Origin of the sequence: Alteromonas sp. MmMcT2-5 (assembly GCF_022348315.1) — a bacterium.
Taxonomy (GTDB): domain Bacteria; phylum Pseudomonadota; class Gammaproteobacteria; order Enterobacterales; family Alteromonadaceae; genus Alteromonas; species Alteromonas macleodii.
In genome coordinates this window covers 1-26,763 of record NZ_JAKRFB010000037.1, presented here as the reverse complement: position 1 = coordinate 26,763, position 26,763 = coordinate 1, and the positions used below count along the sequence as shown (strand labels likewise).

Here is a 26,763-nt window from a genome sequence, read left to right as displayed (position 1 = left end):
TCTATTCAGGAAAACCATTACGCCGAGCGCTCTTATTGAATTTAAGCCAGACAGGCTACTTTTCATGCTCTGATAAAAAAGCGATAAGCGCAGCTTCGTCCCATACCTCCACTTCTAGCTCTTGTGCTTTAGTTAATTTGGAACCCGCTTTTTCTCCTGCAACTAGGAAGTCGGTATTCTTACTTACCGAGCCTGCCACTTTTGCACCAAGTAACTGCAAACGGGCTTTCGCATCAGAACGCCCCATTTCGCTGAGCGTACCTGTAATAACGCACGTTTTGCCTTCAAGAGGCAAATTATCCGAATCTGGTTTTTCAATAGCAGGCCAGTTAATTCCTTCTTTTAACAGCGCATCAATAACATCGGTATTATGCGACTCGTTGAAGAAATTAAATATGTGGGTAGCCACCACTTCACCAACGTCTTGGACTTCAACCAGTGCTTCAAGCGACGCCTCGCGAATAGCCTCCAAGGTTTCGAAGTGCGCAGCCAAGTTTGCCGCAGTAGCTTCGCCAACCTCACGGATCCCCAATGCGTATAGGAACTTGGCAAGCGTGGTTTGCTTTGAAGCTTCAAGCGATGCAAGTAGCTTACTGGCAGACTTTTCAGCCATGCGCTCTAGCCCAACTACATCGCCTAACGAAAGCGTGAAAAAGTCGGCGGGACTGTGCACAAGATCAGCGTCAACTAACTGATCGACTAACTTGTCGCCCAGACCATCAATATCGAATGCTTTACGCGAAGCAAAATGCTTAAGCGCCTGTTTGCGTTGTGCAGCACAAATTAGCCCACCGGTGCAACGAGCAACCGCTTCATCTTCTAGTTTTTCGACCTGCGAGTCACAAACCGGGCATTGGCTTGGGAAGGTAATGTTAGTTTCGCTACCTGTGCGATTAGCTTCTACCACAGACACCACCTGAGGAATAACGTCACCCGCACGGCGGATTACCACGGTATCACCAACTTTAACGCCTAATCTCGAAATTTCGTCCTGATTGTGAAGTGTAGCATTCGACACAGTTACTCCACCTACAAACACGGGCTCTAAACGAGCAACCGGCGTGATTGCACCAGTCCTTCCTACCTGAAACTCAACGTCAAGTAGCTTAGTTACTTCTTCTTGTGCAGGAAACTTCTGTGCAATGGCCCAGCGAGGCGCTCGAGCCACAAAGCCAAGGGCATTTTGCAGGTCAATACGGTTTACCTTAAACACCACGCCGTCAATGTCGTATGGCAAACTGTCGCGCTTTTCCAGAATGTGGTTGTAGTACGCCAAGCAGCCTTTACCGCCCTCGGCGGTGTCGATATCAGGGCACAGCGGCAGCCCCCAATTACCTAATTGCTTAAGGCGCTCACTGTGTGTTGTGGGCAATTCAAAACTTTCGGGTTGCACTACGCCAAGTGAATAAGCATAAAACATCAGCGGGCGCTTGGCTGTAATTTTAGAGTCTAGCTGTCGTAAACTGCCGGCCGCGGCATTACGAGGGTTGGCGAAAACCTTACCACCCGTTTCTTTTTGGTGTTCGTTGAGCTTTGCAAAGCCCTCACGAGGCATAAACACTTCACCGCGCACTTCTACGCGCTCAGGATAATGCTCACCACGAAGCGTTAACGGCACATTTGAGATAGTACGCACGTTAGCCGTGATATTCTCGCCTACCTGGCCGTCACCACGGGTGGCAGCACGCACTAATTCGCCATTTTCATACAGAATACTTACCGCTAAACCATCTAGCTTGGGTTCGCAGCTAAAATCTAACGTTGCCGAATCTTTTAGTCTGTCTTTTAAACGTTTTTCGAAGGCAAGCAGTGATTCTTCATCAAAGGCGTTATCCAGCGACAGCATAGGAACATCATGGGTAACTTGTTCAAAGGCCGATAACGCTGCGCCCCCTACTTTTTGACTGGGAGAATTCGGGCTTTGAAGCGTAGGATATTGTTTTTCTAGCGCAATAAGCGCCTGCATATCTCTATCATATACTGCATCAGGAACCGAAGGGTCATCCATCACATAGTACTGATAGTTATACTCATTAAGTGTGTTGCGAAGTGTTGCTATTTGCTGCTTTGCTTGTTCTAAAGAATCTGACATGGAGTTGTTGTCACGCCGTTTAAATAGTTAAAAGTATTACAATTCGTTGCCAAGGCCTATTCGCCCAAGCCGCTGTATGTTTCAAATGGGCTGCAAAAATCTGATCTATTTCAGTCAGGTTGTGAAACGAACAGCCACGCTACAATGCTATGGCTTGCTAGCCCTTGTTATACATCAAAGATCAATAGACCCTAATCAACAGAAAAGGACCTGGGTATGAGCCAAGTCCTTTTTTGTTGTTGCACCTGCATGAATAATCCACAAGATTGAGGCGCAAGTGATAAATTAACGCTAGCTGCGCGCAATCATACGCTTGCGCTCGAACTCACGAATTTTCTCGACGTATTGCTGTAAGCCCTGCTTCGTTAATACGCTTCGGCGCCCATCAAGTACTTGTGCGCCGAACTCATCTGCCAATTTGCGGGCGGCATTGTGCATCATGTTAAACACTTGATGAGGGTCACCCTCAATAGGCAATATCATAAACAGTGAAATACCTTGGGTTTCAAAGTTCTCTAGGTTATCAATATCGAAAACCCCAGGCTTAAACATGTTAGCAAGGCTAAACAATACTGGCCCTTTGCCATTTGAGTTTACGTGGCGGTGGAAGATGTCTTGATCGCCAAATTTAAACCCTAATGTTAATAGCATAGGTAATAGTGCAGCACCTGAAATGGGCTCGCCTTCTGGCGTTCTTACATTTAATACTAAAACCTCGGGTTCAATCGACGACTTAGTGGTCTTTGATGTAGTTCCAGCACCATCAATGCCTGATTCATTAGCACTAAAGCTTTCATCGCCAAAATCAGCGCTAGCTGCTTCACTGGTGTCAAAATCAATACGCATTTGATCGTCACCAAAATTCGGCTCTTCACGTCTTCTCACTGGCGTTTTGCTTCGTTTGTTACGTGCAAAACGTCGCGGCTGTTCATTTTCTTCATGAACATCGCTGGATGAAACAGACTCTTCGGGTGCATCTAAACTAAAATCAGCAACTTCTCTTTCGTTTTTAGCCGGCGGCTGCACTGTTTCAGGCTCTTCCTCCAGCGTTGGGTCGATATAAAACTTCTGTGCAGGACGAACTGGCTCTGCACGCCCTCTTTCTTGATGACCGCCCGCCTGACTCTGAATTGGGTCATGCGATTGCGCGTTATCCGCTCTCTCTTGAATACTTGGAGTATTTGGCTGTTCACTCTCTTCACGCTGAGCATGCGACGCTAAAGACGTTTCCTCTTGCTCTTCGCCTTCACGAAGTAAGAAGCCTGGAGGTTCAGGGAACGCGGCAAGGTTTTCGTCGCCTCTGTTAGCACCTTTTGTTGATGGGCCATCGGGACGAGTTTGCCCTTTCATGTGTGGCTTCGGATTCGTAACCACAGAGCCATAGAGCTTTGGTGCTTTCTCAGCTTCTTCTTTCCCGTCAGACGGCATAGCTGAATTACCGACGCTGCTTGAGCGTTTACCCGCATGCTCACCGTGTGCGCCCTCTTTTCCATCACCGTGCTCTTTTGACGTGGCATGTTGAGACAAGCTATCGTCGTCATCAGCTTCTTCGCTGCTGTAAGCATGTTTTTCATTGATATCGTGATGCGCAGGGCTTTTTGCCGTATTCGTCGATACGTTGCTTGCAGCCTCATGCTCTTGGTTTTGTGATTTGCTAACCACGCGCACCGCGCCAATGCCAAGCTCGTCAAAGCCTTCTTGCTCGTCGGACTCGAAATCGTTGTCATCATCTTGCCACTGACGGGGCTCTAAGCGCTCTTTTTCCGAAGGCTTACTGTTTTTACGAATTTTCCAAATACCATGGGCAAGCACTGCGATGATAAAAACCGTGCCTCCAAGGAGTAAAAATAGACGTAATTGATCTTCCATTTAATTTCTTTCGCCCTTTGTTATGCTTCTGCGAAGGCTACAGCCTCGTCCACATCTACCGCTACCATACGCGAAACTCCCGGTTCCGCCATGGTAACACCGGTGAGGTGACTGGCCATTTCCATCGCTATTTTATTGTGGGTGATATAAATAAACTGCACTGTTTGTGACATTTCTGACACTAAGTTACAAAAGCGCCCTACATTTGCATCATCCAATGGTGCATCTACTTCATCCAGCAAACAAAATGGAGCCGGATTTAATCTGAAAATAGCAAACACCAATGATAAAGCGGTTAGTGCTTTTTCTCCACCGCTTAAGAGGTGAATCGTACTATTTTTCTTACCAGGGGGGCGAGCCATTATCGTCACCCCAGTTTCTAACAAATCGTCATCGGTAAGCGCAAGATACGCCGAACCGCCCCCAAACACTTTGGGAAATAACGTTTTAAGGTCTTCGTTAACCTGCTCAAAGGTAGTAGAAAAGCGCGTGCGGGTTTCTTTATCAATCTTCCGAATGGCCGACTGTAGCGTTTCTAAGGCTTCAGTAAGGTCGTTGTGCTGTGTATCTAAATGTGACTTTCTTTCCGACTGGGTTTCATATTCTTCAACCGCGGCTAAGTTCACTGCACCTAAGCGCTGCAAATTAGCCTGCGTTTTTTCAAGGTCTTCTTGCCAGCGCTTCTCTTCGGCATCTTCAGGTAAGGTTTCTAGAATGCTCTTCAGCGACTGCTGCGTTCCATCAAGCTGTTCTAAAATCGTATTCGCACGTACTCGGTAGCCTTCAATATCGATATTAAGTTTATCGATGTTTGTCTGTCGCGTTTGAATATCTTTACCCAGAGCTTGATGCCCTTTTTCGGCTTCTCGCAACCACTGCTCTATATCTTCAAGACTACTTTGCTTAGCACTTTTCAGCTGTTCTAATTCCGCTTTGTTTTCCAACAGCGACTGAAGCTCTGCTTCTTGAATTTCTTCAGGAGACGTCAGCTGTGTAAGTTCTTTTTGTAATCTTTCTTTGTTTTTTATGTACTCTTCACGCTGCTGAAGGTTACGTGTAACCTGCTGGCTATATAAATTCTGGTGGTTCTCTAGTTGCTGCTTCTTAAGTGCAAGCTCATGATTTTGCGATGTTAATGTATCAACTAACGCGCGTAGCTCTGATGTAGTTCGCTCATTTGCATCACGCTTAGCGTTCACATCGTCAATGTGTACTTCGTGTTCAAGAATTTGTGCCTCTTGAAGCTCTAACTTTTCCGAAAGCTGAGCTAACTGCTCTTCTTCTTTCGCTAACATTAACTCTTGCTTTGCTAACTCGTCACTAAGTTTGGCAGTGCGTGTAGACTGCTGCTCTAGCTGCATTTCAAGCAAAGAAAGTTTATTTTTAATCTGTGCGCGCTGGTTTTCTTTTTCACCCAAGGCGCTCTGAATAGCCTGCTTTTGCGCTTCGCTCTGTTCAAGTGCCTGTTTGGCGCGCTCTAGTGAATGCTCAATCTCATCTATAAGGCTTTCAGTTTCTTCAATGCTTTCTACCAGTCCCTTAATTTTGTTCGCCCGTTGCAAAGCACCGTCGCTTGCTTCGCCAGGTTTCACTACCCACTGCGAGCTTGCCCACAACCCTGAAGGCGAGATTGCGCTAGTAAACCCCTTGGCTAGGCCTTCAGGTTCATCTTCTTTATCAAGAACGCTTACAAAAGCCCTTTCAATCGTTGTCGCAAGTTCGTCATCGTTGCTACAAAGGTAAATGTCATCAAAAAATGCGGGAACACGCTGTGTTGACGATTCATTTGTGCTAGATTCAGTTAATAAAGCGTGTGCAAGTGAACCCGATCTGGCAGTGCTTACAAACGCCTTATCGGTAAACACTTTAATGCCGCTTGGCAAATTATCTTGGTTTTGCAGCAGTGCCTGTATGTCATGGCTTTTGGCAACAACGGGGTCTTTTGCGTGTTGTAAAATCGATTCTACACAAGGTGCAAGAGTTTGGTTAGAGCTAAACTGCTGCCACAGCTTTTCTATCCCGTCTAACATTACGTCTTCATTATTTGAGGCATCTTGTTGAAGCGCTTCTAGCGCAGCTTTTGTGGACAGTGCAGTTTGTAACTGGCCCTGGGTATCACGGCGCTTCGCTTCTATTGCGTTGACTTCGTCTTGTTGCTGCGACACCTTTTTATTGGACTCTTGAAGTAATTGTTTAGCTTCATCAATGTCAAAATCGAGTTCGCTACACTGTTCTTCTAAAAGCGTTATCCGACTGACAAAATCTTCTTCGTCTAGCTGTTTTAGCTCGTCTTGTAGTTCGCTGATACGCTGAGAAGTGCGTAACTGCATGCTCATCGTTGACTGAATTTGGCTATGGTATTGCTGAACATTCTGACGAAGTTGATTGTAGGTTTGTTCTTGCGCTCGCGCTTGTGCGTTAAATTCTCTTAGCGCTTGTTCAGCGTCTTCAAAACGCTCTTTGGCATGCTCTAACTCTGCTTCCTTAAGGGCAAATTCAGGCTCAATGTTTTCAAGCGCCTCGTTTGATACCGCAAGCGCTTCCTGTGCCTCATCAATAGAGTGGTTAAGCAATTCGTGTTGCTCGCTAATTCGTGCTAACTCTTGCTCTACCTGACCTTTGCGTTGTTTTGCGTGCAGCGCATTTTGCTCTAGTCGCGTTATTGCGTTACTGGTAGTAAACAGCTGCTGCTGAAGATCATCTATCGTTTGTTTTGTTTCCAGCTGCTTAGTTTTGTACGACTCAAGCCCAGCTTCGTCGCCCTGTAGCCGGGCAACTAAGTCATCCACTTCTAACTGGAGTGATTGCTGCTGTTTTTGCAGCGCTTCAATATGTTCACTATTTTTCAGAAAACGAAGGGCTGCTAACTGGCCTTTCAGCTCTCTGGCTTGTGCACGTAGCGTTTTGTAACGAGTAGCCGCGGCTGCCTGACGCTGTAATTTTTCGAGCTGCTTGCCTAATTCGTCGCGCACATCATTCAAGCGTTCAAGGTTATCTTGCGTGTGCCTTATACGGTTCTCTGTCTCTCTGCGGCGCTCTTTGTACTTTGAGATACCCGCGGCTTCTTCTATGAATACACGCAAATCCTGTGGCTTAGATTCAATAAGCCGAGAGATCATACCTTGCTCAATGATGGCGTAAGACCGGGGGCCTAGCCCTGTTCCTAAAAACAGATCGGTGACATCACGCCGGCGACATTTAGTGCCGTTTAGAAAATAGGTAGAGGTGGCGTCCCGTGTAACTAAGCGTTTAACAGATAGCTCATTGTAGTTGGCAAATTCACCTGCTATCCGCCCTGCACTGTTGTCGAAAACAAGTTCAACGCTACATTGCCCCACTGGCTTACGAGACGAAGAGCCATTAAAAATCACGTCGGTCATTGCATCGCCGCGTAAGTTTTTGGCAGAACTTTCACCTAAAACCCAACGTACAGCATCAATGACATTCGACTTGCCGCAGCCGTTAGGGCCTACGATGGCGGTCATTTCACCAGGGAATGGAATGGTAGTTGGCTCAACAAAGGACTTGAAACCCGCAAGCTTAATCTTTTTAAGCCTCACACATCATCCCTCTTAAACACAAAGCTGCACGCGGTATCGCCTTGATATTAGCCAGAAACCAGCTAACCATCGGCTGAAATAGCAGTTGATGTAGAAATGATGCAATCACACGGAAGATTCTTTTGTTATTATGCTCCGACTCTACCAAATCTAACAGCTTGTAACAATTACCATTTCACTGAGTTAGGCAGAGAATACGCCAAGCGCGTATGATAGAGCAGATAGTTAACAAACACAGCGTTTCAAACGCGAAGGAGTACGAATGAGTTCAGGCGGTGTACATTATTTCTTTGAAGGCTTTTCGCTCATAAAAACCAAAGGATTAAAGCGTTTTGTTTTTGTACCCCTAACAATAAACTTAGTGCTTTTTTCTGTGGCTTTTTACTTCTTATTTGGCCAAATAGAAATGGGTATCGCTTATGTGATTGATCTTGTACCTGAATGGTTAGGCTGGATAAAAACAGCGATCAGCTTTTTCTTGTGGCCCCTAGCAGTCATCAGCGTATTGCTCATTTTCGCACTGATCTTTGGCACACTCGCAAACTGGATTGCAGCGCCGTTTAATGGCGTTCTATCTGAAAAGGTTGAGCGTCACTTAACGGGTCAAGATTTAGGTGACGAGGGCGTGATGTCTTTAGTTAAAGACATTCCTCGAACAGTAGGCCGCGAACTCACCAAGCTTATCTGGTATGTACCTCGCGCTATTGGTTTTTTGTTATTGTTCTTTTTCCTGCCCATTATTGGGCAAGTCTTGTGGTTCTTATTTAACGCCTGGATGATGGCAATTCAGTACTGCGATTATCCATACGACAACCACAAAATAGATTTTACGCGCATGCGCCTGCACCTTGGCGAACACAAAGGGAAAGCGATGACGTTCGGAATGATGGTGAATATATTCTCACTTATTCCCGTGGTTAACTTTATCGTTATGCCCGTAGCAATTTGTGGTGCAACGTCTATGTGGGTAAGAGAGCTTAAAGATACACTCGCTAAATAGTGGCGAGTGTATTGTTTTAGTAATGACAGCTATGGTTATTTGCCACCAGTAAACGCTTCGTATTCAGCTAACCAGTGTGCGGCTTCTTTTTGGTTGCCGCTATTGTGGAACGCCTGGAAAAAATTCATTGAAATAGGTCGCTGGGCATTTTGTTTTTCCAGCTGCTGCTGCCACAGTACCAAATATAAAGGCGGGATCACGCCGCTATCGTGATGTTCCATAAAGGTAATTCTGCGACTGGGCTTATAGCTGTTTTTCCCCAATACGGTGCACGTTTTGGCGCGTGCAATAATGGTTGCAGGATCTATCTCTAGCCAATTTTCAACCGTTTCGTGAGGTGCGTACCAATACTCAGAGTCTACGATTAGGTTTGGTGGTGCAAAATCGCTTATTCCATCTTCATCGCACAGCCTATTCGCCATGCCCTTGCCAATAGGATATTCGTCAGCGAAGCCTGCGAAGTGCGCTAGCTCATGAACAAACACTGAATAAGCGTCACTGATGTCTAAGTACATTACGCCGTTTTGAACATTTGCCTTACCCTGCTCTGCCACTACTACTGCATGACTAAATTTCTGCTTTTTCGCAATGCTTGCCAAAGGAGTAATTCTACAGCCTAAGATCCCAGCGTTCTTATAATCCGGATCGCAGCTTAGTACATCGGGTTTAAGCCAAATAGGCGGGGCCAGGCAAATAGAAAGGTTCTGCAGGCGCTTGTCGTCATTGAATGAGTTATAAAGACTGTGAGCACGCATGATAGTAGCTAAACTGGTAGCAAAAGGCTGAATACGCTGAAGGCATTTCCCTTCATTCTCCCAGTTAAATGAAGGAGACTGCTTTAGTGCTTGCTGTATAGAATACGGCGTGTAGAGATTGATGGCCTTTAAGGCTTTTTCCGCTTGAAGATGCCCTTTCTTCGCGGCATAGCTAAAATGCTCCTTAGCCTCAGAAAATTCCCCTTCGTCCCACAGAAGGCGAGCATACTTAAATGCACTTTGCATGTCTAAAGTTGCTGTTGCTGCGAGCAGTGGTTTCGCTAGTTGTTGTTGCCCGTGTAAAAGATACCAATCGGCCAATGCGGCCTGTGCGGGTATGTAGTTTTGTGAAGCCGCGCGTACCAGCCACTTCTCACGTTTTTCTGGCGAATCGGTAGACATTGCAAACGCAAGCTGTGCTTCTGCGACCTCGCCGAGCGCCGCTAAGCGCATAAAGCGCTGTGACGCACCTTCTTCACCTAATATTTGGTACAGCAGCCATGCAGCGTCTGCGTTTTCAAGATTCACTAGCTTCTCTAGAAAATAGGTTGCAGTGGCTTCATCGATATAGTCAGTAGCAATGAAGCCTGCGTTATACGCACGCTCAAATTCACCGAGCAAGCGTGCCTGTGCATTTTCACTGCCCTGCTTTGCAGCTAACCAAAGTAGCGCTAGTGCGTCATGCTTAAGGTGATAGTCAGAATAATTGAAACGTTCGGTAATATCCGAAGTTTGAGCGTCGGGAGAAGATTCTGTGCTGTCCTGTTCCATGCCGTCGGCAGCATTTACTGAAGCAGAGCTCGCCTTTTGAGTTGGGTCGCTATCTGACACTAGGCTTGCCGGCGTAAGCACCTTGCTTGCATTAGCAATTAGCTGCGGGACATAGCGTCCGCTATCGCCCGCAACTATGAGCAGTGCGAACACTGCTAAAAATAAGCCTCGCATAACGCTTGCTGCTTACTCTTCGCTAACCAAATCGCTGCTAGCCAGTTCACGCAAACGGTTAAGTTCCATTCGTGCGTAGCGGTGTTCAACGTAATCAAATACATTGGTGCTTAATGCAAGCTTGAAGTAATTTGATGCAATACCGCTGTTGCCGCGCTGGGTATGAAATTTACCTAAGTAAAAATACGCTTCACACAACCTGTCTGTTAACGCTTTTTGGCTTTTCACACCGTCTAACAATGAGTTAAGTACATCGTTCTCATCAACAGTACCTAAAAACAAATCCACCAGCGTAGTAGCCCAGTGCTGGTTGTCCAGCGTTGGTCGAATAGAAGCTAAGTATTTTTGTCCTTCAAGCTCTGACATGTCGTGATGCGCAAAGTACGCCCACAGAGCACGAAATGGATCGCTGTCATCTTTTTCAAAAAAGCGGTTTAGATCGTTGGTCGCGAGTTCGGCGCGCCCACCGTAATAAAGCGCAATACCGCGATTTAGGAACGCGAAATCATACTCTGGGTTGATTTCCAGCGTAGAGTCGAATGCGTCGTAAGCCTGAATAAAGTCGTTCTGCTGAATATAGTGAATACCCATAGAATTATAGGCTTCAGCCAAATCTGGCTTTAAATTAATGGCTTGGGTGTAATCAAACTGCGCTAAGCCCGATAGGCCCACGCTGTCGTACAACATGCCTCGTTGAAAGTGCAGTTCAGCTTTGTCTTCATCTGATAACGCAGGGCTGGTAAGCACCTGATTGTAACGAGCAATAGCCATTTCGGAACGAGGATTAATGGGCGCAGGTTCGGCTAAAAGCAGGTTTCCCATTTGTGGTCTTTCTGAAACAGGTGGTGTTTGCGCACAACCGGTTAAGATAGCAGCGAATAGAGAAAAAAAGATGAGACTAACGTTTCTGCACATGGTAAAAAAGCATTCTATAAAAAAAGAAAAAACCGCCTGAGTATTAAGTATACGCTTGTTGCGGCGCTAATGCCGCCAACCTTCTCGCATTTGATGATAAAAGTAAAGCGTATTGGGTGGTTAACACAGGTAGCTATGAAGAAAAATAATTTAGAACAACTATCACAACTTGCTTTTGACGCACAGAAAAACTCACACTCACCTTATTCCAACTTTAAAGTTGGTGCTGCGGTGCTTACTCCAAGTGGCGAAACCTTCTCTGGTTGTAATGTAGAAAGTGCTGCTTTTCCATTAGGACAATGCGCTGAAGCCACAGCTATTGGCAATATGGTCACACAGGGACACAAACGTATCTCGCATATCGTTATTGCGAGCCCGAACGACGAGTTTTGCTTTCCGTGCGGTGGATGCAGACAGAAAATTGCTGAATTCGCCCCAGATGAAACTCCCGTAACCATGGTAAGTCAAAACGGCGAGACATTCGAAACCACCATTGGTGAGTTACTTCCAAATGCCTTTAGGGCGCACGATCTAGACAAATAAGTCATTCCTAAAATACTGTTCGTAATCGAGGCTCGAGCGAGTTTCACCGCCCTTACCTCGTTTACGAAAGGCGCTTTTTTAAACGGTAGTACACTTTGGTGTGTTAAGTGCTTTGGGTTGGCGTTTGGTAAAATTGTTGTTTGCATAATGTTCCCCCTTTTTTCACTAAACGGGGGAACTGATATAAAGGGGTGAAAAATATGAACGTTTTTATTAAACGTTGACGTTTTACAATGAACGAAAGGTTAACTTTTATTTTGGTTACTCGGCTTTTCGCCTTCACGAGTAGGCTCTGCAGACGTCTGATTGGCGCGTTTTTCTTCTTGGCGTTTATTCAGCTTAGCAGCGGCCATAAATCCAATAAAAAATATGGCAAAAATAACCACGCCTACCCAAATCAAAACATTAAAAAGAAAGTCCATATCATTCCCTAATCACAATTTCGTGAAATAACTTTAACATTTATTTGTTTGAGTAGGTTAATTAGATCACCACTGTAACTACACCACCAGCTTAGTTATTCAGAAACTTCAACACCAATAGCCATAACAGACTGTCCATCTTTGATGGCTGGCATTTGATTAACCATCATAACCGTGCCCAAGCCCGAAGCCGCCGAGTACGCCGTAGTCCAAGTACAGCAGCCAAAGATGATGGGAAGAGATACCTATCGAGCCAACAATAAAATCACCGCCCCACAAAAAAGCCACAACCACGCCTACAAAACGAGGCCCTACTTTTTGTGGCAGAGCAACTAGCGTAATGGATACTACTATTTTGCGGGTTGTAAATCTGAATCTTCTGCAGTTTCTGGCTATTGATTCGCTTATCTAGCTTTATTAGCTAATAGTTCCTGTAGCGCTTTCGGCAGTATCGCTTGCGCACTCTTTGCTATGCGAGCTTCATTCTTTTGCCACCAAATTCCCGAATATACGACGCCTAAGCCGATCGCTGATAGCGCCACTGGGAAAAGCCAACTATCTTCAAAAACGGTAGAAGCAAGATGACCTAAATATAAACAGCTTCCCAAAGCACCAAATATGACAAATACACGTCGAACCAACAGAGCACCAGCGCCAATCATGGCAAGGTTTATACAGAAATAGACAAACTTAGACAGTTCGCTGTCTGAATCTTGGCTGGTAAGGCCGCCCCAAAACGCTAAAACGCCGAAAAGATAAAGCCAAAACGCGTAATCTGCTGTGTTTCGTGCTCTGATGTCCACCCAGAACGCCAATAGCGTCATCAACGCGCCAAAGTACATCGACACAAGTGCTCGGAATTGCCACGTGTAGCTGTTCCATAAGTCCTCATGGTCAATAACGAGCATCACAGCGTCCATACTGATATACCAGAGCGTTACCGCAATCGGCATTATTAAGAACGGGTATTTATATCGCCATGCTACGACAAGTCCAGTTACTAGCGTTCCAAGTTCCATATATAACCATAGCCATTTAATGCGGTGGTGAAACTGGCGATAAACCGTATTGTCGTCGGGCCATAGCCCTAGCCATTGCTGAGCTCCGTAGATAGCAATTGGCGTTAAACAAACTACGAACGTGGCACAGATCCCTGCTGGTATTATTAAATGCTTACGCGCAAAGGAATTGGCAAGCTTTAAGCCCACGCCAGCATAAAGCATAGAGATAAATACGATGCCGGCACCACCAAATTGCTCCCAGCCTAAATTCATAAATAGAGTCATGGCGCCAATTGCAATAAGGCCACCTAAGTAGTACAGAATATGGGTGAAGGTAAAAGAGGGAGTATGCTGATTTTCTTCTTGGAAGAAATTGTACAGAGCAATGCCCTGTTGCTCGGAGATGATATTGTTAGCTACTGCTTTTTGAATACTGGCTTTAGATACTTCCATGTACTTCTCTAAATAAGCTTGAAGAGCTGAAGATTATTACTTTACTTTGTTATGGGTAAAAAGCCAGCCTAATAGAAGTTACTCGCTTCCTATCTCGATATCTAATTGCGCTCTATCGATTAGCGTAAAATAGTCTTCATCAGCGTAAAGCTTTAAAAAGATAGACATTGTGATGCTTGTCATTTCATTTGCCGCCTCTTTGAACCCAGTATTAACGTGAAGATCAAAGCCCGTTGGCGTTGCAGAACCCATGAACTCTTGAAGTTCAGTGAATTCTTTTATTGCGTCGGCACTTAACCCTAAAATGTACTCAGTTCGCACTGGCGTTTTACTCAGCCATCCTGACTCGGCCGGCAGTGTTTTTTCTGAAATAACCTCAAGATTATACTTAAAACTTCTTTCTTGCTTTGAGGAGCTAACACCCAAGGTAAGCCAGGTGCTTTTTGGTTTTATTTCGGCAGGCTTGTCTAAGTGAATCTTCGTAAGTAAATGATTGGGGTCGAGTTCAACAAATTTCTCCTCATCAAATGAGCGAAACTCAAGCATTGTTGCAATAGGTATATTGGCGCAACTTACTACAAGCAAAGTTAATGAAACAACAAATAATTTTTTGATACTTAACAACAGCGGCTTCCCTTCATTGGTTATTGCAAGACATGTTCTGGCCATTCTATACAGTTTTCGTCGTTTCTTTTGCAAAAGCTTTTTCAGATTTGTTCCACATTAAATGGCCAAAAGCGATACCCGCAATGGGAAAGATGATCATCGCAATGGCGAGTTTCCCCCAGACATTTTCGGAAGGCTCGACAAACGCCATTAGTAATGACCATAATAAACCCGTCGAGACTCCCCAGCCTAAAACGCCGTAAACTAGAACGAAGCGCTGTTTTCCTTTTTCTCTTATGCTCGCCCACTTTTCTAATTTCATCGCAGATATCCTTTTTCAAAACTAAGCAATCATTGCAAGACAGACAAAAACCACCACAAAGCTTATAAAACCAACAGCAACGGTCCTTCCCTCATCACGACCTGCTCTTGGATATTTTCCGAAAGTCAGCAATTTAAGCACCACATGGCCCGTGCCCTTCAAAACAAATTCTATAATTGCGTCTATGATAATCCACTTTATTACTCGAAGCATAAAGCGGCCCAGCGGTTCAAAAACTTCTTCCATAACCCTTACGCTCTTTAACCTAAAACCTGTTCTATAAAAAGCAACAACCACATTGCAAGAACGGCAACGAAGTTGATGGTAAACACCAAACCACGCAATCTAATATTGTCTGTAAATATTTGTACAAGACTATGCAGCACTCTGCCAATAACAAATACCCACGCAAGGAAGACTTGTGAATTGCTGATTGGCTCACCTAAGGCAATTAGCAAGGCGCAAACAGCGTGAAAAAATAACGGCCACTCAAACTGATTGCTCAGATTCGCACTTACTTTAGGCTGTATATCGGCAAACGGGTTTGAACCATCTTTGTTTTTCCCTACTCCCCATACCGAAGGCGCGCGAGCTAGCGTGAGAAATACGTAGAGCAATGCACAAAGAAGAATGTGCATAAACATAGGGGTTATTAAATTAGACATCTTGGTTTAATTATCTCGTTGTTATCAAATTTCGTTAGCTATCAACGCAACTATTATATCTTTGAACACCTTTCGGCAGACCAAGTGCTACACCGGTGAAAGAGAAAATAAAGATAATCGATATTACAGTTAATCCGGCAAAACTAGACTCGTTTATGTTGGGGCTGACAACTATCGAAAAGGTGTTGATACAAAGCAAAGCAAGCTTATTTTTGAATACCCTTTAAAGCCTAAAACTCCAGCGAGCATAAGCATTAAAAACGAGCCCGCAACTGCCGGAGTAAATGGCGCTGCGGCCAGTAGCAAACACAAAACCGATATAAGCACAGATAACATTAAGAAGAGTTTTTTCACGTTTTGCCCCTTTTTTGCCGAGCAGCTGAAGATATAAAATAACCACTAAAAGCATAGAGTAAAAACGGCGAATTAATAAACTAAGCTCATAATAAAAAGCGCTCTGTTGCCACCCATTATTTTCTAACTTCTAATGATTGGCCTACACTGAAAAAACGTTGAGCCAAGCCTACCACCTACTCGTTTTCTGCTTTTCTTAGTATTTTAAAAAGTCGGCTAATTGTGATTTCAGACAAGTTCCACTCATAACCGTCAAAGTCAGTGGTATTGATAAATTGAACGACCACGGTACCGAGGTCTTTGTCATATTCTGCAAGGCTCTGGTAGCCGATAACCAAGCCTCCATGCTCGAACACATAAGGGTAAAGTTCCGCTTCGCCTTCATTGAAAATAGCGCCGTTGTTTAGCGCTCGTAAGAACTTACCCACATCTTCTGCTGTCGCTAGCATACCGTTGTCGCGCGCCTTGACATCTTCCTCGTAACCAACGTAGTAGCCGCTCATCACGTCGTCCATATTGACTTCGCTCAATGAAAAATAGGTGTTGTTCAATTGAAGTGGAAGCAAAATGTTTTGCTTAATGTACTTGTGGTGACTGTACCCCAAAACCTTATCCATAATATTGCGAAGCAACAGATAGTTCGTGTTGGAATACTCATATCCATCACCGGGCTCAAAACTCGCCGGAAGATCTAGCGCAAAGTCGAGCGCTCGCTTGCCGTTTTCCGGTTCGTTTTCCCAGTAGGCAGCATTATCAGTAAAGTTAGGGATTCCTGACTTATGCTGCACCATCATTTTAAGCGTTATTTTTTCTGAATGCTCAATTCTGTCTTTGAGTTTGGGTAAATGATCAACGAGTAAATCGTCTAGGGATAGTCGCTGTTCTCGCGCCATTTTGGTGATAGCCACAGCAGTGTACAACTTACTGATACTGGCAATTTTAAATAAAGAGTCGGGGGCAGCGGGTATTTTGTTATCTCTGTCTTTCCAGCCTGCTGTGTAAGAAGCTGGAGGTTTTCCCGCCTGATCCACGTAAACAATCATGCCGTCAAAGCCGTGGCTAATTGCTTCATCAACTTGTTCTTGTACTGTGTGTGGCAAAGGTAGGATCCAGGCTTTAACCAATATCCACGGAACGAAAAACAAGGAAACAATAGTACTGACTAGCAGAAGAAACCTGATAATGGTTTTTCTTCGGTTCTTCGTCATTTTACCCCGTCCTTAAAGATCATTTTGTAACACTATCACTAGGTGTACGCCAACTTATTGCAACCGAAAATACAATTGTTACCTAAACGGCTATCGAAAATGAAACTTACTCATGGTACTTTCGAATTACAGCAATCTTACCGTTCTCTATTTCTAGTACTTCCATCATTACTTGACTGTATTCAATAGGTTGATTGTTTTGCGGGTGCACGCCCTTGGCATAATTCTTATATCTGATAGCAATAGCAGAATGATTAAATGTAAAAACATCTAACAGCTCAGCACTATATTCTGTATGTGCGCCTAAATAGAACGTCATGCCCTCTCTCATTTGCTCCTTACCGTCAGGTAATCGCGTATCGTCTTTCACCCATGGCAAATGTGAATGACCAACATCATCCGCGAGCAAATTTAAGTGATTTTCAAGCTCAACTTGTGTAGCGCCTGGGGCCTGAGTAGCAACCATTGTGTCGAAATACTGTTGCGCAAGCTGCTTAAGATCTATTTTAATGTCTTCAGCCGACACCGTACCTGATACTAGAAATAATAATGCTAAAAGTAGATTTATCTTCATTGAAACTCCGTTTCACTTATTTCATATATTAACGAATTTGCCTAACTTGGCTCGGTTGGGACATTTTGAGTAATCATCTTCTTATGACCATGGTAACTATCATAAAACTGCTTATGAGCCGCATAAGAAAATGTATCGTTTCTTTCTGAATATTGCCCAATCCAATCAATAAGCATTGCTAAGTTGACATCTTGGGCTTGCTTTGTTTTGTATTTATGGGGCTCCCAAGGTCTCGCCTTTGCGTTTGAAATGCAGGTTTCAATGGATAAGTTCATAAATATAATTTCAGTAGACTGCTGTTCTACAGTTTTTAGTAAGTCTGTATAGCAGCCTTCAATTACCCATTTGTCGTTAGAAGAAATAAAAGCCTTTATCTCTTCTTCAGACTCATCAATAGGCTTTCTCTCAGGTGGGCTAGTAGGTTTCCACGCTAATGTATCTAGATCTAAATGAGCCAAACCTTGTGTTTTGCATAAGTGCTGTGCCAGCGTAGATTTTCCAGAACCAGAGTTTCCAAATATTAAAATTTTTGCCAAAACCACCCTCCTTAAATCAACTAATAAAATGCTGAACTAACAATGCGTTTTAAACGACCTTAAACAGTCCACGGCAACGTAGCCAGAAACTACCAAAAGGCCATTAAAAGTGCACTAGCGCTTAAAGTTTTGACTGTGAAGAACCCCAACCGCGTTAACTTGTTAAGTGCTATGTAAATAATTATTAAGCTCATCGACTAACTCAAGTGCTTCGCTTTTCGTTAAGTAAGGTACTTTTATCGTTCTGGCCCAAAAGAAACTTTTACCTGTTTTAGAACTCACTTCTGAAAAAGGCATAGCCAATAACGTGTTATCGTTTCGGTTGGGGATGGGAGTTAAAAACTCTACGTCTCGATACAGTGTTTCACTGTCTGGCGCTTTAACCTCACCTTTCACTTTTGCAGCAGCTATCAAGCCACACCATTTGTGGGAAAAGAAAACAATGTCGCCTATATGAACATGGTGAACAAACCTTTTGGCGTCTCCATACGCCTCCAGACGACTATTATCCATCATCGACCAAATAGAGTCCTCATTCCAACTGCGATTTGTATCAAATAATACACCTTTTACATCACTTGGGTTTTTGTGCTTATCATAGGGAAGCGCAAAGAACTCAAAGTACTTTTCGCCAGCAAGTTCATAAATTCTATAGGGCAAGAAATCGATGGATATACCACTTTTCTTCCAGTAGTCGACTGAAGATATTAATGAGTCATCCGCTGCACTGCCGATAACTAATAAGTGCTGTTTATTATTAAATTCTTTAGGCTCTAATTGGTGCTCAAGACTAAAAGCCTCTCTGTGTGCTTCAACTAGCGACATGTCGCCTTTGCTATATTCTTTGAACTTATTTTCTAATTTTTGATAGCTCCATTGACCAGCATCTTGCGCATATCTTAGCGCTTGATGAACGGCATCTTTCCCGGCAGATGCACGCTTTAGCTCGAATATGACTAATTCGCCACTTTCATTCAGTGCATATATGTCGGCTTCTGCCTGCCATTGTCGTTCTTGAAACACCGGCATCAATCTAGCATCTTCAAATAAAACGTCTAAAATACTGTTCGCAATTAAATTTTCTAGATCTTTCTCTAATTTTCCAAAGCTAGAAAAGTCTTTGAACTCTACGGGTTCCAACTTTTCAAATATTTCTGCTTGTTCTTCTATTTTGTAGAGCATGCTTTGCATTCCTTTGAGTGAATAACAGGTAACAGCTTTGCTAAAGCCTTCTGCGGCTGTATCAAAGCTGCGATGTTAATTGACTTGTTGTATCTTACTTGACAGCCACTTGATAACTTCAGTTTTACCTACAGGAGAGTAGCGACTTAAATGAGGTAGGCCTTTATGCTTCATGACTACTATAGAGAACGCTTCCTGGTTCCTCTAGATATTCAGACAGCGCTTGTTTAGCAATAATAGGTATTTCATTTTTGGTCATTTTTGCCTCGAAAAAAAATAGAAAAATTTAAGCAGTACAAAAAAGCTATCGCAGCACGTTCTTCTTCGCTCCAACTAACTAGTCACACGGTTATCGTATGTCTTTATATTCAATTTTAGTTGCTGCGAATATGTTTTGAGTTTTGCCGCGTTGCCACTTGGTATTAAAGACAAGACGAACGAGTCTGATCCATCGTCAATGCCAATAATTTCTAACCCCATGCTTTTTGCACAGGTTGAGAATAAAAAGCCAGATTCACTAGATTCTAAGTAGTAAGATATATTGAACTGAGTTTGCATCATATCGTCCGCCAGCTGTCTCGATATGCTGCAAGTAGAAAGTGCATTTTTAGATAAATCGTTTAATAAATCGAAGACATGTTGCGCATCCTCTCTCCAATCTACAATCACCACACGGTTGATGCTTTTTAGACCTTCTATAATTACAAATGTAAGGTCAAATGAATTTTCAAAGGCTCCATCAAATCCGCTTTCTTCTAGTCCGTCTTTGTGTTTTAGTTTGTATGCATTCTTATCAGAAAGATAAAGTTGAACTTCATTTACAACGGTTTGATTTCCATTGCCGATTATCTTCGCTAATGCAATTTCTGGGGAGTGGTTTTTCGGCTGATTTTCATTACAGCCTATAACAACAAGAGCAGTTATAACTATCAGTAATCTCTTCATCATTCCTTGATTCCAACTTGGTTTTATCCACTACAGTGGGCTTCCATATATAGCGGATACCGACTTAAAAATAGCTAGTTAGACAGACTCATAATGTACACCCTTTTAGACAAAGATGCCTGTCTCGTTTAGTCGATGATTCTCTTTAAAGGTGCGAATCCCGTATTCTCTCAGAGCGTGTAAGACAGTTACCAAATGTCTACCGTTGTAAAAAATGACTGTCTTGTCTAGTGCCAATAATGGCTTCTTTCAATTGTTGAGGAAATTGTTCAGGTGGTAAATTGCGTCCATCTACAACAAAACGGGTAATAGTAAGCTTAGTGAATGACTCAAGTAATTCGTTTTTATTGAGCTCCCAAGTGCCTTGAGCTATAACATCGAATTCAGCCTCTGTACCCGACTCTTTCATACTCATTTCAAACATCACGTTTGAGCTGCCATTACTTACATACTCCGCACTCCCCGTGAACTTGGCGCCATCGCCTTGTCCACTACATTCCCAGTGGCCTTTTAATAATTCCTGCTGACTTTTCGAGCAGCCCGCTAGCATAATTAAACAAGCCATAAAAAAGCGTTAGTCTTGCAAAGTGTCATAGTAATATCCTTTTATTGGTGTTCTGACAGATTAGTAATAATTATGGCAGCTTAAAAAGACTTTATTGAATTTTTTTGGCGCAAAAGAGTGAGCACAACAACGTAAGCAACCGTAAGCAAGACAACAACGTAAGCAAGACAGCCATAATTCGAAAACACCCAAACTGTCCCTTCGTACACTTTCTTTAATCTAAATACCCATCCAAACTGCTAATCGAGTTAATCAGAGTCGGACAGTCGCAATGCCTAAAGCCCGAAAGTCTCAAATTAGTTTATCGGATACGCCCTATTACCACTGTGTTTCCCGCTGCGTTCGTCGTGCTTTCCTATGTGGCGAGGAAAACGGTAGAAGCTTTGAGCATCGTCGCCAATGGGTAGAAGACCGTATTCATATTTTAAGTGAGGTTTTTGCCATCGATGTATGCGCTTATGCGGTAATGAGTAATCATACGCATCTGGTATTACACGTAAACAAAGAGAAAGCAGACGCACTGAGTACAGAAGACGTGATTCAACGTTGGCATAAACTTTACAAAGGCACATTAATCTCACAGCGCTACTTATCACCAGATTTACGTAAAGAATTACATGAAACCCAAATTAAAACGGTTGAGTTAACGGCTGAAGTATGGCGTAAAAGGCTATTCGATATCAGTTGGTTTATGCGTGCACTGAATGAATACATTGCCAGGGCCGCAAATAAAGAGGACGACTGTACTGGTCATTTTTGGGAAGGACGGTTTAAGTCACAAGCGCTATTAGATGAGTCAGCCCTTGCCGCCTGTATGGCTTATGTTGATTTAAACCCAATACGAGCAAAGATGGCCAAAACTCCTGAGGCATCGGACCATACCAGTATCAAATACCGTATTAACGCAGCCAGGCTGGGCAAAACACCTAAAAGACTTATGCCTTTTGTAGGCAATCCAAGACAAGAGATGCCACACGGTTTACCTTTTACTCTTCCAGACTACTTACAGCTTGTAGATATAACCAGCCGATATATTCACCCAAACAAGCGTGGCAAGGTTCAACATAACCTACCCCCTATTTTAGAGCGTCTCAATATTGAACACGAACATTGGATAACATTAACCACGCAATTTGAAACCTGCTTTAAGCACGCCGCCGGCAAAGTAATTCACCTAGAGCAATACGCGCAGAATCAACATCAGCAACGGGTTCAGTGCCGACACAGTGCGATGCGATTACTCGGTTAATTTTGCAGTTTAATTGAGAGTAAGACCGGCACTATATGTATACATCTCTACATAACAATTCCGGGCTTGTTAAGAACCTATTTTTTGCAATGCGCATCCCTATGCGTATACTTAATATGTAGAACAATTTGGAGTGATAGCATGCAAGATTTATATGACATCCATGCCCCAAAAAAAGCGACTAATTTAAGCTTAAACAGCGATTTATTGCAAAAAGCTAGAGACTTAAAAGTTAACCTGTCTGCAACCTTAGAACAGGCACTTAAAGACAAGTTGAAAAGTGTTGAAGATGAAAGGTGGAAAAAAGAAAACAAAGCTGCCATAGCTGCGTACAACGAGTTTGTTGCTGAGAACGGCAGTATAGGTGATGAGTACAGGAACTTCTAATGGCACAGTTTGATGTTTACAGAAACCCAAGCTCAAAAACTAATAAAGCTTACCCCTTTCTTGTAGATGTTCAAAACTCTGTAATTGACCAATTAGCAACAAGGTTAGTTGTACCGCTGACAAAGAATACGACTAGAAATAATCTTTATATGAAAAATCTTACGCCGGAGATAGAATTCGAAGGCGAGACATACCTATTCCTGACTCAACAACTGAGTTCCATACCCGAAGATGTGCTACAGGACTGCATCGGTACTTTAGCGCAATCCCGCGAATTGCTAATAGATGCAATAGACTTTGCTATTACTGGGATATAGCCTTCGATTTCAGGCTCCGCCAAGTGGACATGACGGCGTAATTTGGCTAGAAAAGTAAAGCGATGAGCTAGTACATATTACAGGGCTTTATAGTGCGAGTACTCGTCGCTTCCGATATCTCCGGTACCACCACCATCGGGATTGCCGTGGTCTGACGACAATACATAAATATGCCTGTCTTGTTTAGTCTGTAGTTCCATACCTGAAGATGTGCTTAATGACTGCATCGGTTCTTTAGCGCAATCCCGCGAATTGCTGATAGGTGCAATAGACTTTGCTATTACTGGAATATAGCCTTTCTATAAGAGATTCTGACAGGTGGGCATAACGACGTAATGTGGCTAGAAAAGTAAAGCGATGAGCTAGTACATATTACAGAGCTTTATAGTGCGAGTACTCGTCGCTTCCGATATCTCCGGTACCACCACCATCGGAATTGCCGTGGTCTGACGACATTACATAAACATGCCTGTCTTGTTTAGTATTCATTGACTGCATCGTTTTTAGCGCAATCCAAGGTATAAAAAGATGACTGTCTTGTTTAGTCCCTAGATGAATTTAGTGTATTTCACGCAAGCCAAAAACAAAAAAGCCAGTATTAGCTGGAGTACATAAACATGCCTGTCCTGTTAAGTAATAGACTTTGCTATTACTGGGATATAGCCTTCGATTTCAGGCTCCGCCATGTGGACATGACCGCGTAATTTGGCCGAAAACGTGCACAAAAGAGCCTGCCTTATTTAGTCTTCTCCATCCGTGAAACAAATATGCCTGTCTTGTTTAGTGATTCTAGTTGAGACCTTTGAAGGTAAACATGCCGTTTTCTTCTGAATACAGCGCACTCTTAATTTCAGAATTTTCATTGATTGATTGAAGGCTATTGTCAATAAATTCATCAATGTCCCCTCCCCTAGGTAGGCTAACCCCCCCTGACACATGATGAGGGAAGTTGTGCATCCTTTCGAACTCAATTGAATTTTTAAATTCAAGATATTCAATAGAATCAATTTCAAGATCGTTTTCCTCTGTATAGAGGAAAAGCTGAACTCCGAAATTAAAAATACATGGATATATATCGACGTACTTCTTGTAATACCTACAAGTATCTTTTATCGCCGCCCTACTTAATTCATTTGTGCTTTCACAAATCAAATCGACGACATCAATCGGTAACAAGCAAAGTATATTCAGGTCGGCTTGTATGGGGACCGACGATATGAGAGGCAGTGCTTTAGCTTCGTTATATATCTCAGCCTGATGAATTGCATAATTTCGAATGGCTTTAATAGCAAGAAACTCGTAACTGTCGAAAAAATTGGGATACCCAGCTTTTCTTGTTTTGTCATTCACACTATAGATCGAAGCCAGCACCTCTCTAACTGAATCTGGATCTGGGCTTTGGCAGTACGAAGAGTAATATTTGAAGAATCTCCGTATTTCTGCCAAGCAATCTTCCTTTGTCACAATTCTTGCCATGTCTCTAATTTTCTCCATTTAAAGAGTAAGGCAGGCATAAAATTTATATACACAGATATGCCTGTCTTGTTTAGTGTTTTTATGCCATATGTTGCTGAAAGTTCCCAAAATAGGGTTTTAACGCATTCTTAATTTCTTCTTTAGAATCGCCCCTCACAAGTCGGACGATCGTTTCTGGCAAGCTTCCATTTGCTAAGCCCAATGAATTACTAACTTGTGAAGAAAGGGACTTACGGTTGTAGAGCGCCAATAACTGCTCATAGTCCTTTGTATTTAGAACATTGCGATAAAGTGAATCTGTATCAGCATATATTTGGTTTACATCAATACTCGAAACAAGCGCTTGCAGTGCGTTGTTTATATTTTGAGCGCCAGTTTGACTTGCATCAAACATATTCAGTTGGAACTTAACTTCACTAGATACGCGCAATGACACTTGATGGTCGAGCTCTCCCTGAAGTCTACCAAACACGGTATTGGAAACCGCATCAAAATCTGATGCTGGGTCACGAGCTAGCCTATTGCTTACTATTGCAAGAACCTCTCTCGCACAAAACAGATTCTCAACTTCTGCTACGCTCAATACATAAATGGAGTCTTGTTCAAGCTTTGTAATTTCAGCGTGAACCCTACGGTCTCTGTCGATTAATCCGTACACATCCAAATGATGTATTTGTGGGTTTGCTTTTAACGCTTTTACAGATTGGATTACTTGAGTGCAACTCCCCCTTGGGATAACGAGAAAATCTGATAAAAGTTCTCTGTATAGGCTGACATCAAAGCTGCCATTTTCGCCCTCTACAAATACAACAGGTTTTCTACTCCCCAAAACCTCAATAAGTAAATCGTCTGGGAGATTTTCATCGTCTTCTATTTGCTCCCATTCCCATTTTTGGCCATCGAAAGATTTCAGCCACACTCTTTTCGCTGTTTCTTTAGCAGCTGCAAAATCAACATCATGCGTTAAATAAACAAAAAGGCAGTCGTCTCTTAGTTTTTCTACAGCGTCCCATAATGGAGCCTGGACAGACTTGTGCAGATGTAATTCGGGCTCATCTATAACAATGATTCCATCTTTTGGAGCGGCTAGGCACTGCCCTATGAGGTAAAATATAACTCTCTCTCCATCACTCATCTCTGATGAGTTATATATTTTGTCCTCAAGTCCCCTAACGCGTGTTTGAATTCTTAATCCTCCAATAACTAATTCCCTGTGAGGAAGGATTGTTTCCCATAATTCTTTTACGCGATCAATCTTAGTTATAGGAGGGGCAACACGTTCTTCACTTTCTTTGCAGGCCCTCTTGAACTTCGCATTCTCCTCAGTTTCATCCGAGAACAAATAAACCATGAGTTTTTGGTAATCGTTTAGAAACGCAGTAGCTGGTTTGTTCTGCCACTTGCTCGCCTTATTCTGGTAGGTCCACCCGGGGTTGCCAAACAAAAGATCCTTCTCCGCTTGCTCTATCGATTGAGGAGTAGTGGAATCAGGTAAGGAGAGGGATTTTTGCGCAGATATTCTATGTACTAGGTGTTTCTGAGGTGAATTTATTTCAATCCAAGTGCCAAGACGGGTTTTTCCAGAGCCATTGGCGCCCACAAACAATATGCTTTGAGTTGCTTCAATTGATTCGTTGTTATTTTCTTTTGGAAGAATCAGTTCTTTCATATCGAGATTTCTCTATCCATGATTATTGGCATAACTTTAAGCTAAGGGGCACATACGCGGGGTTATAATCGGGAAGCGGCCACGCGTATGTGTCCCAGCGACCGAAGGGAGCGAGTTAAGCGCCTTGTTAGCCATCACGACGCAGAATCACGTAGTTGATTTAGGATTGGCAAAGCGGACTCCTTTTTGTGTTTTATTATTGAAGCTTTGGTTTCGCCACCAGTGATAACCATAGCTCCAGCAGGGATTACGTAAAAGTCTTCTAACTCATGAGTCCATTCCAAAAAATAAATCTGTCCGGTTTGTACTTCTATTTCGACCGAAGTTTCGTTAGCCCAATCATTTTCTGTAACTTTAGGTAGGCTGATAAACCGTTTGCCAGGAAGAATTTCAGTTTTTAAAAATCCAGCGTTTTTTATACAGCCAACTTTTTTATTGTCTATAAATACATCTCTGCAACCAGCCGCACCCAAAAACTTACTCAGCCTCATAAAATAGACGGTAGCTGATTCTTGGTTTACCAATGTGGCTTCCGAAAACTTTTCGCCAGTCGCCGAACAACCGCTTAAAAATGCAGTAAATGCGAAAAGAAAAATTTTAATTAAAGGTAGTTTCATTCTTTCTCCAGTGATGGCTAACTGCTAGCTAAAGGGCAAAAATACAATGCCATAATCGCGAAGCGGCATTGTGTTTTTGTCCCAGCAACCCGCCCCGCGGGTTGCGTTTTAAGCGCCTTGTTAGCTGATTATTTGCTCAGGAGTACAACTAACTCGTTAGGGTTTGACACTATGAATTGGAATGTACTGCCATCAAGTAATGAAACTTCAATTGCATCAGATGTTATAGGCAGAATACCCGCACCTTTACCTAAACATTTTTCTACTTTTGAAATTGAGCTCCTTTCAATTTTAAGAGGCCCAAGCCCATAATCTTTATTATATGGGGCAAAATGAATATCAGTTTCAGTAATCCAAAATTTCCCATCAGCTTTTGCAACACCATTTTGAACTGTGGCTGTAATCGATTTTAAAGTGGCATCTTGCATTTGTATTCCCCCGAATTCAACTGCGAAGTGCGACACTCGTCAATATCAAGCAGCCAATGCCATTTCTTTAAATACAATCGCTGGCTGCTTGAAGCCTAAACACTTTCT

27 protein-coding genes are annotated in these 26,763 nt (G+C 43.1%); 5 read left to right on the top strand and 22 right to left on the bottom strand.

What is annotated here, in order from left to right; translation table 11 throughout:
• Positions 1–55: 55 nt before the first annotated feature.
• From ligA to smc, 3 genes are all read right to left on the bottom strand, one after another.
• Positions 56–2,092 carry an NAD-dependent DNA ligase LigA gene (ligA, locus tag MHN09_RS15005; protein ID WP_239241284.1) on the bottom strand — a complete coding sequence of 679 codons (2,037 nt, stop codon included), beginning with the start codon at positions 2,090–2,092 and terminating at the stop codon, positions 56–58.
• Positions 2,093–2,383: 291 nt separating this feature from the next.
• Complete coding sequence (zipA, locus tag MHN09_RS15000; RefSeq protein WP_239241282.1) at positions 2,384–3,961, bottom strand: cell division protein ZipA; 1,578 nt, start codon at positions 3,959–3,961, stop codon at positions 2,384–2,386.
• Positions 3,962–3,981: 20 nt separating this feature from the next.
• Positions 3,982–7,521, bottom strand: coding sequence for a chromosome segregation protein SMC (gene smc, locus MHN09_RS14995; RefSeq protein ID WP_239241280.1), 3,540 nt, complete (start codon positions 7,519–7,521; stop codon positions 3,982–3,984).
• A 262-nt stretch (positions 7,522–7,783) separates the two neighbouring features.
• On the opposite strand from smc, the gene cysZ reads away from it, so the two are divergent.
• A complete protein-coding gene (gene cysZ / locus MHN09_RS14990; protein WP_239241278.1) occupies positions 7,784–8,521 on the top strand; it encodes a sulfate transporter CysZ in 738 nt (245 codons plus the stop codon).
• A 35-nt stretch (positions 8,522–8,556) separates the two neighbouring features.
• Here the strand turns inward: cysZ and MHN09_RS14985 are convergent, their stop codons facing one another.
• Positions 8,557–10,221 carry a sel1 repeat family protein gene (locus tag MHN09_RS14985; protein WP_239241276.1) on the bottom strand — a complete coding sequence of 555 codons (1,665 nt, stop codon included), beginning with the start codon at positions 10,219–10,221 and terminating at the stop codon, positions 8,557–8,559.
• 12 nt (positions 10,222–10,233) lie between these two features.
• Entirely contained in the window at positions 10,234–11,136 is a 903-nt protein-coding gene (gene nlpI / locus MHN09_RS14980; RefSeq protein ID WP_239241274.1) for a lipoprotein NlpI, read from the bottom strand.
• A gap of 135 nt (positions 11,137–11,271) precedes the next feature.
• Here nlpI and cdd point away from each other — a divergent pair, with 135 nt between their 5' ends.
• Positions 11,272–11,679 carry a cytidine deaminase gene (gene cdd / locus MHN09_RS14975; protein WP_338853617.1) on the top strand — a complete coding sequence of 136 codons (408 nt, stop codon included), beginning with the start codon at positions 11,272–11,274 and terminating at the stop codon, positions 11,677–11,679.
• Between the two features lie 245 nt (positions 11,680–11,924).
• On the opposite strand, the gene MHN09_RS14970 is transcribed toward cdd, so the two are convergent.
• From MHN09_RS14970 to MHN09_RS14915, 12 genes are all read right to left on the bottom strand, one after another.
• Complete coding sequence (locus tag MHN09_RS14970; protein ID WP_239241270.1) at positions 11,925–12,101, bottom strand: sporulation YhaL family protein; 177 nt, start codon at positions 12,099–12,101, stop codon at positions 11,925–11,927.
• Between the two features lie 404 nt (positions 12,102–12,505).
• On the bottom strand, positions 12,506–13,555 hold the full coding sequence (locus MHN09_RS14965) for a DUF2157 domain-containing protein (protein WP_239241268.1): 1,050 nt from the start codon (positions 13,553–13,555) through the stop codon (positions 12,506–12,508).
• 78 nt (positions 13,556–13,633) lie between these two features.
• A complete protein-coding gene (locus tag MHN09_RS14960) occupies positions 13,634–14,224 on the bottom strand; it encodes a hypothetical protein (RefSeq protein ID WP_239241266.1) in 591 nt (196 codons plus the stop codon).
• Position 14,225: 1 nt separating this feature from the next.
• A complete protein-coding gene (locus MHN09_RS14955; RefSeq protein ID WP_239241264.1) occupies positions 14,226–14,483 on the bottom strand; it encodes a hypothetical protein in 258 nt (85 codons plus the stop codon).
• A 21-nt stretch (positions 14,484–14,504) separates the two neighbouring features.
• Entirely contained in the window at positions 14,505–14,729 is a 225-nt protein-coding gene (locus tag MHN09_RS14950; RefSeq protein ID WP_075176549.1) for a hypothetical protein, read from the bottom strand.
• 14 nt (positions 14,730–14,743) lie between these two features.
• Complete coding sequence (locus MHN09_RS14945; protein ID WP_239241262.1) at positions 14,744–15,148, bottom strand: MAPEG family protein; 405 nt, start codon at positions 15,146–15,148, stop codon at positions 14,744–14,746.
• A gap of 530 nt (positions 15,149–15,678) precedes the next feature.
• Positions 15,679–16,710 (bottom strand): serine hydrolase domain-containing protein, encoded by a 1,032-nt coding sequence (locus MHN09_RS14940; protein ID WP_239241260.1) that lies wholly within the window; start codon positions 16,708–16,710, stop codon positions 15,679–15,681.
• A 106-nt stretch (positions 16,711–16,816) separates the two neighbouring features.
• Positions 16,817–17,284: a nuclear transport factor 2 family protein gene (locus MHN09_RS14935; protein ID WP_239241258.1), complete on the bottom strand. Its 468-nt coding sequence runs from the start codon at positions 17,282–17,284 to the stop codon at positions 16,817–16,819.
• A 41-nt stretch (positions 17,285–17,325) separates the two neighbouring features.
• Positions 17,326–17,820 (bottom strand): AAA family ATPase, encoded by a 495-nt coding sequence (locus tag MHN09_RS14930; RefSeq protein WP_239241256.1) that lies wholly within the window; start codon positions 17,818–17,820, stop codon positions 17,326–17,328.
• Between the two features lie 162 nt (positions 17,821–17,982).
• On the bottom strand, positions 17,983–19,002 hold the full coding sequence (locus MHN09_RS14925; RefSeq protein ID WP_187447701.1) for a hypothetical protein: 1,020 nt from the start codon (positions 19,000–19,002) through the stop codon (positions 17,983–17,985).
• Between the two features lie 333 nt (positions 19,003–19,335).
• Positions 19,336–19,950, bottom strand: coding sequence for a hypothetical protein (locus MHN09_RS14920; RefSeq protein ID WP_239241255.1), 615 nt, complete (start codon positions 19,948–19,950; stop codon positions 19,336–19,338).
• Positions 19,951–20,146: 196 nt separating this feature from the next.
• Positions 20,147–20,512, bottom strand: a complete 366-nt coding sequence (locus MHN09_RS14915; RefSeq protein WP_187447702.1) for a hypothetical protein — start codon at positions 20,510–20,512, stop codon at positions 20,147–20,149.
• 271 nt (positions 20,513–20,783) lie between these two features.
• On the opposite strand from MHN09_RS14915, the gene MHN09_RS14910 reads away from it, so the two are divergent.
• From MHN09_RS14910 to MHN09_RS14900, 3 genes are all read left to right on the top strand, one after another.
• Positions 20,784–21,761, top strand: a complete 978-nt coding sequence (locus MHN09_RS14910) for a transposase (protein ID WP_187447703.1) — start codon at positions 20,784–20,786, stop codon at positions 21,759–21,761.
• Between the two features lie 141 nt (positions 21,762–21,902).
• The gene (locus tag MHN09_RS14905; protein WP_156086393.1) at positions 21,903–22,148 is read left to right on the top strand and encodes a type II toxin-antitoxin system CcdA family antitoxin; all 246 of its coding nucleotides are present in this window, start codon (positions 21,903–21,905) and stop codon (positions 22,146–22,148) included.
• Positions 22,148–22,465: a CcdB family protein gene (locus MHN09_RS14900; RefSeq protein ID WP_202942633.1), complete on the top strand. Its 318-nt coding sequence runs from the start codon at positions 22,148–22,150 to the stop codon at positions 22,463–22,465. The genes MHN09_RS14905 and MHN09_RS14900 overlap by 1 nt, the downstream gene beginning before the upstream one ends.
• A gap of 77 nt (positions 22,466–22,542) precedes the next feature.
• Here MHN09_RS14900 and MHN09_RS14895 read toward each other — a convergent pair whose 3' ends face one another.
• The 5 genes from MHN09_RS14895 to MHN09_RS14875 all read right to left on the bottom strand — a co-directional run bounded on the left by MHN09_RS14895 (position 22,543) and on the right by MHN09_RS14875 (position 26,655).
• Positions 22,543–22,692: a hypothetical protein gene (locus tag MHN09_RS14895; RefSeq protein ID WP_239241253.1), complete on the bottom strand. Its 150-nt coding sequence runs from the start codon at positions 22,690–22,692 to the stop codon at positions 22,543–22,545.
• Between the two features lie 562 nt (positions 22,693–23,254).
• Positions 23,255–23,941, bottom strand: coding sequence for a hypothetical protein (locus MHN09_RS14890; RefSeq protein WP_187447974.1), 687 nt, complete (start codon positions 23,939–23,941; stop codon positions 23,255–23,257).
• A gap of 79 nt (positions 23,942–24,020) precedes the next feature.
• Entirely contained in the window at positions 24,021–25,610 is a 1,590-nt protein-coding gene (locus tag MHN09_RS14885; protein ID WP_150140884.1) for a DUF4435 domain-containing protein, read from the bottom strand.
• A 134-nt stretch (positions 25,611–25,744) separates the two neighbouring features.
• Positions 25,745–26,227 (bottom strand): DUF2846 domain-containing protein, encoded by a 483-nt coding sequence (locus MHN09_RS14880; RefSeq protein ID WP_239241251.1) that lies wholly within the window; start codon positions 26,225–26,227, stop codon positions 25,745–25,747.
• 128 nt (positions 26,228–26,355) lie between these two features.
• Positions 26,356–26,655 carry a hypothetical protein gene (locus MHN09_RS14875; protein ID WP_075608262.1) on the bottom strand — a complete coding sequence of 100 codons (300 nt, stop codon included), beginning with the start codon at positions 26,653–26,655 and terminating at the stop codon, positions 26,356–26,358.
• Positions 26,656–26,763: the final 108 nt, after the last annotated feature.

Excerpts from the sequence above, each read along its gene's own strand:
- ligA (WP_239241284.1), bottom strand. The coding sequence starts at position 2,092 with ATGTCAGATTCTTTAGAACAAGCAAAGCAGCAAATAGCAACACTTCGC.
- zipA (WP_239241282.1), bottom strand. The coding sequence starts at position 3,961 with ATGGAAGATCAATTACGTCTATTTTTACTCCTTGGAGGCACGGTTTTT.
- cysZ (WP_239241278.1), top strand. The coding sequence starts at position 7,784 with ATGAGTTCAGGCGGTGTACATTATTTCTTTGAAGGCTTTTCGCTCATA.
- MHN09_RS14985 (WP_239241276.1), bottom strand. The coding sequence starts at position 10,221 with ATGCGAGGCTTATTTTTAGCAGTGTTCGCACTGCTCATAGTTGCGGGC.
- nlpI (WP_239241274.1), bottom strand. The coding sequence starts at position 11,136 with ATGTGCAGAAACGTTAGTCTCATCTTTTTTTCTCTATTCGCTGCTATC.
- cdd (WP_338853617.1), top strand. The coding sequence starts at position 11,272 with ATGAAGAAAAATAATTTAGAACAACTATCACAACTTGCTTTTGACGCA.
- MHN09_RS14970 (WP_239241270.1), bottom strand. The coding sequence starts at position 12,101 with ATGGACTTTCTTTTTAATGTTTTGATTTGGGTAGGCGTGGTTATTTTT.
- MHN09_RS14965 (WP_239241268.1), bottom strand. The coding sequence starts at position 13,555 with ATGGAAGTATCTAAAGCCAGTATTCAAAAAGCAGTAGCTAACAATATC.
- MHN09_RS14960 (WP_239241266.1), bottom strand. The coding sequence starts at position 14,224 with ATGGCCAGAACATGTCTTGCAATAACCAATGAAGGGAAGCCGCTGTTG.
- MHN09_RS14955 (WP_239241264.1), bottom strand. The coding sequence starts at position 14,483 with ATGAAATTAGAAAAGTGGGCGAGCATAAGAGAAAAAGGAAAACAGCGC.
- MHN09_RS14950 (WP_075176549.1), bottom strand. The coding sequence starts at position 14,729 with ATGGAAGAAGTTTTTGAACCGCTGGGCCGCTTTATGCTTCGAGTAATA.
- MHN09_RS14945 (WP_239241262.1), bottom strand. The coding sequence starts at position 15,148 with ATGTCTAATTTAATAACCCCTATGTTTATGCACATTCTTCTTTGTGCA.
- MHN09_RS14940 (WP_239241260.1), bottom strand. The coding sequence starts at position 16,710 with ATGACGAAGAACCGAAGAAAAACCATTATCAGGTTTCTTCTGCTAGTC.
- MHN09_RS14935 (WP_239241258.1), bottom strand. The coding sequence starts at position 17,284 with ATGAAGATAAATCTACTTTTAGCATTATTATTTCTAGTATCAGGTACG.
- MHN09_RS14925 (WP_187447701.1), bottom strand. The coding sequence starts at position 19,002 with ATGCTCTACAAAATAGAAGAACAAGCAGAAATATTTGAAAAGTTGGAA.
- MHN09_RS14920 (WP_239241255.1), bottom strand. The coding sequence starts at position 19,950 with ATGATGAAGAGATTACTGATAGTTATAACTGCTCTTGTTGTTATAGGC.
- MHN09_RS14915 (WP_187447702.1), bottom strand. The coding sequence starts at position 20,512 with ATGGCTTGTTTAATTATGCTAGCGGGCTGCTCGAAAAGTCAGCAGGAA.
- MHN09_RS14910 (WP_187447703.1), top strand. The coding sequence starts at position 20,784 with ATGCCTAAAGCCCGAAAGTCTCAAATTAGTTTATCGGATACGCCCTAT.
- MHN09_RS14905 (WP_156086393.1), top strand. The coding sequence starts at position 21,903 with ATGCAAGATTTATATGACATCCATGCCCCAAAAAAAGCGACTAATTTA.
- MHN09_RS14900 (WP_202942633.1), top strand. The coding sequence starts at position 22,148 with ATGGCACAGTTTGATGTTTACAGAAACCCAAGCTCAAAAACTAATAAA.
- MHN09_RS14895 (WP_239241253.1), bottom strand. The coding sequence starts at position 22,692 with ATGCAGTCATTAAGCACATCTTCAGGTATGGAACTACAGACTAAACAA.
- MHN09_RS14890 (WP_187447974.1), bottom strand. The coding sequence starts at position 23,941 with ATGGCAAGAATTGTGACAAAGGAAGATTGCTTGGCAGAAATACGGAGA.
- MHN09_RS14885 (WP_150140884.1), bottom strand. The coding sequence starts at position 25,610 with ATGAAAGAACTGATTCTTCCAAAAGAAAATAACAACGAATCAATTGAA.
- MHN09_RS14880 (WP_239241251.1), bottom strand. The coding sequence starts at position 26,227 with ATGAAACTACCTTTAATTAAAATTTTTCTTTTCGCATTTACTGCATTT.
- MHN09_RS14875 (WP_075608262.1), bottom strand. The coding sequence starts at position 26,655 with ATGCAAGATGCCACTTTAAAATCGATTACAGCCACAGTTCAAAATGGT.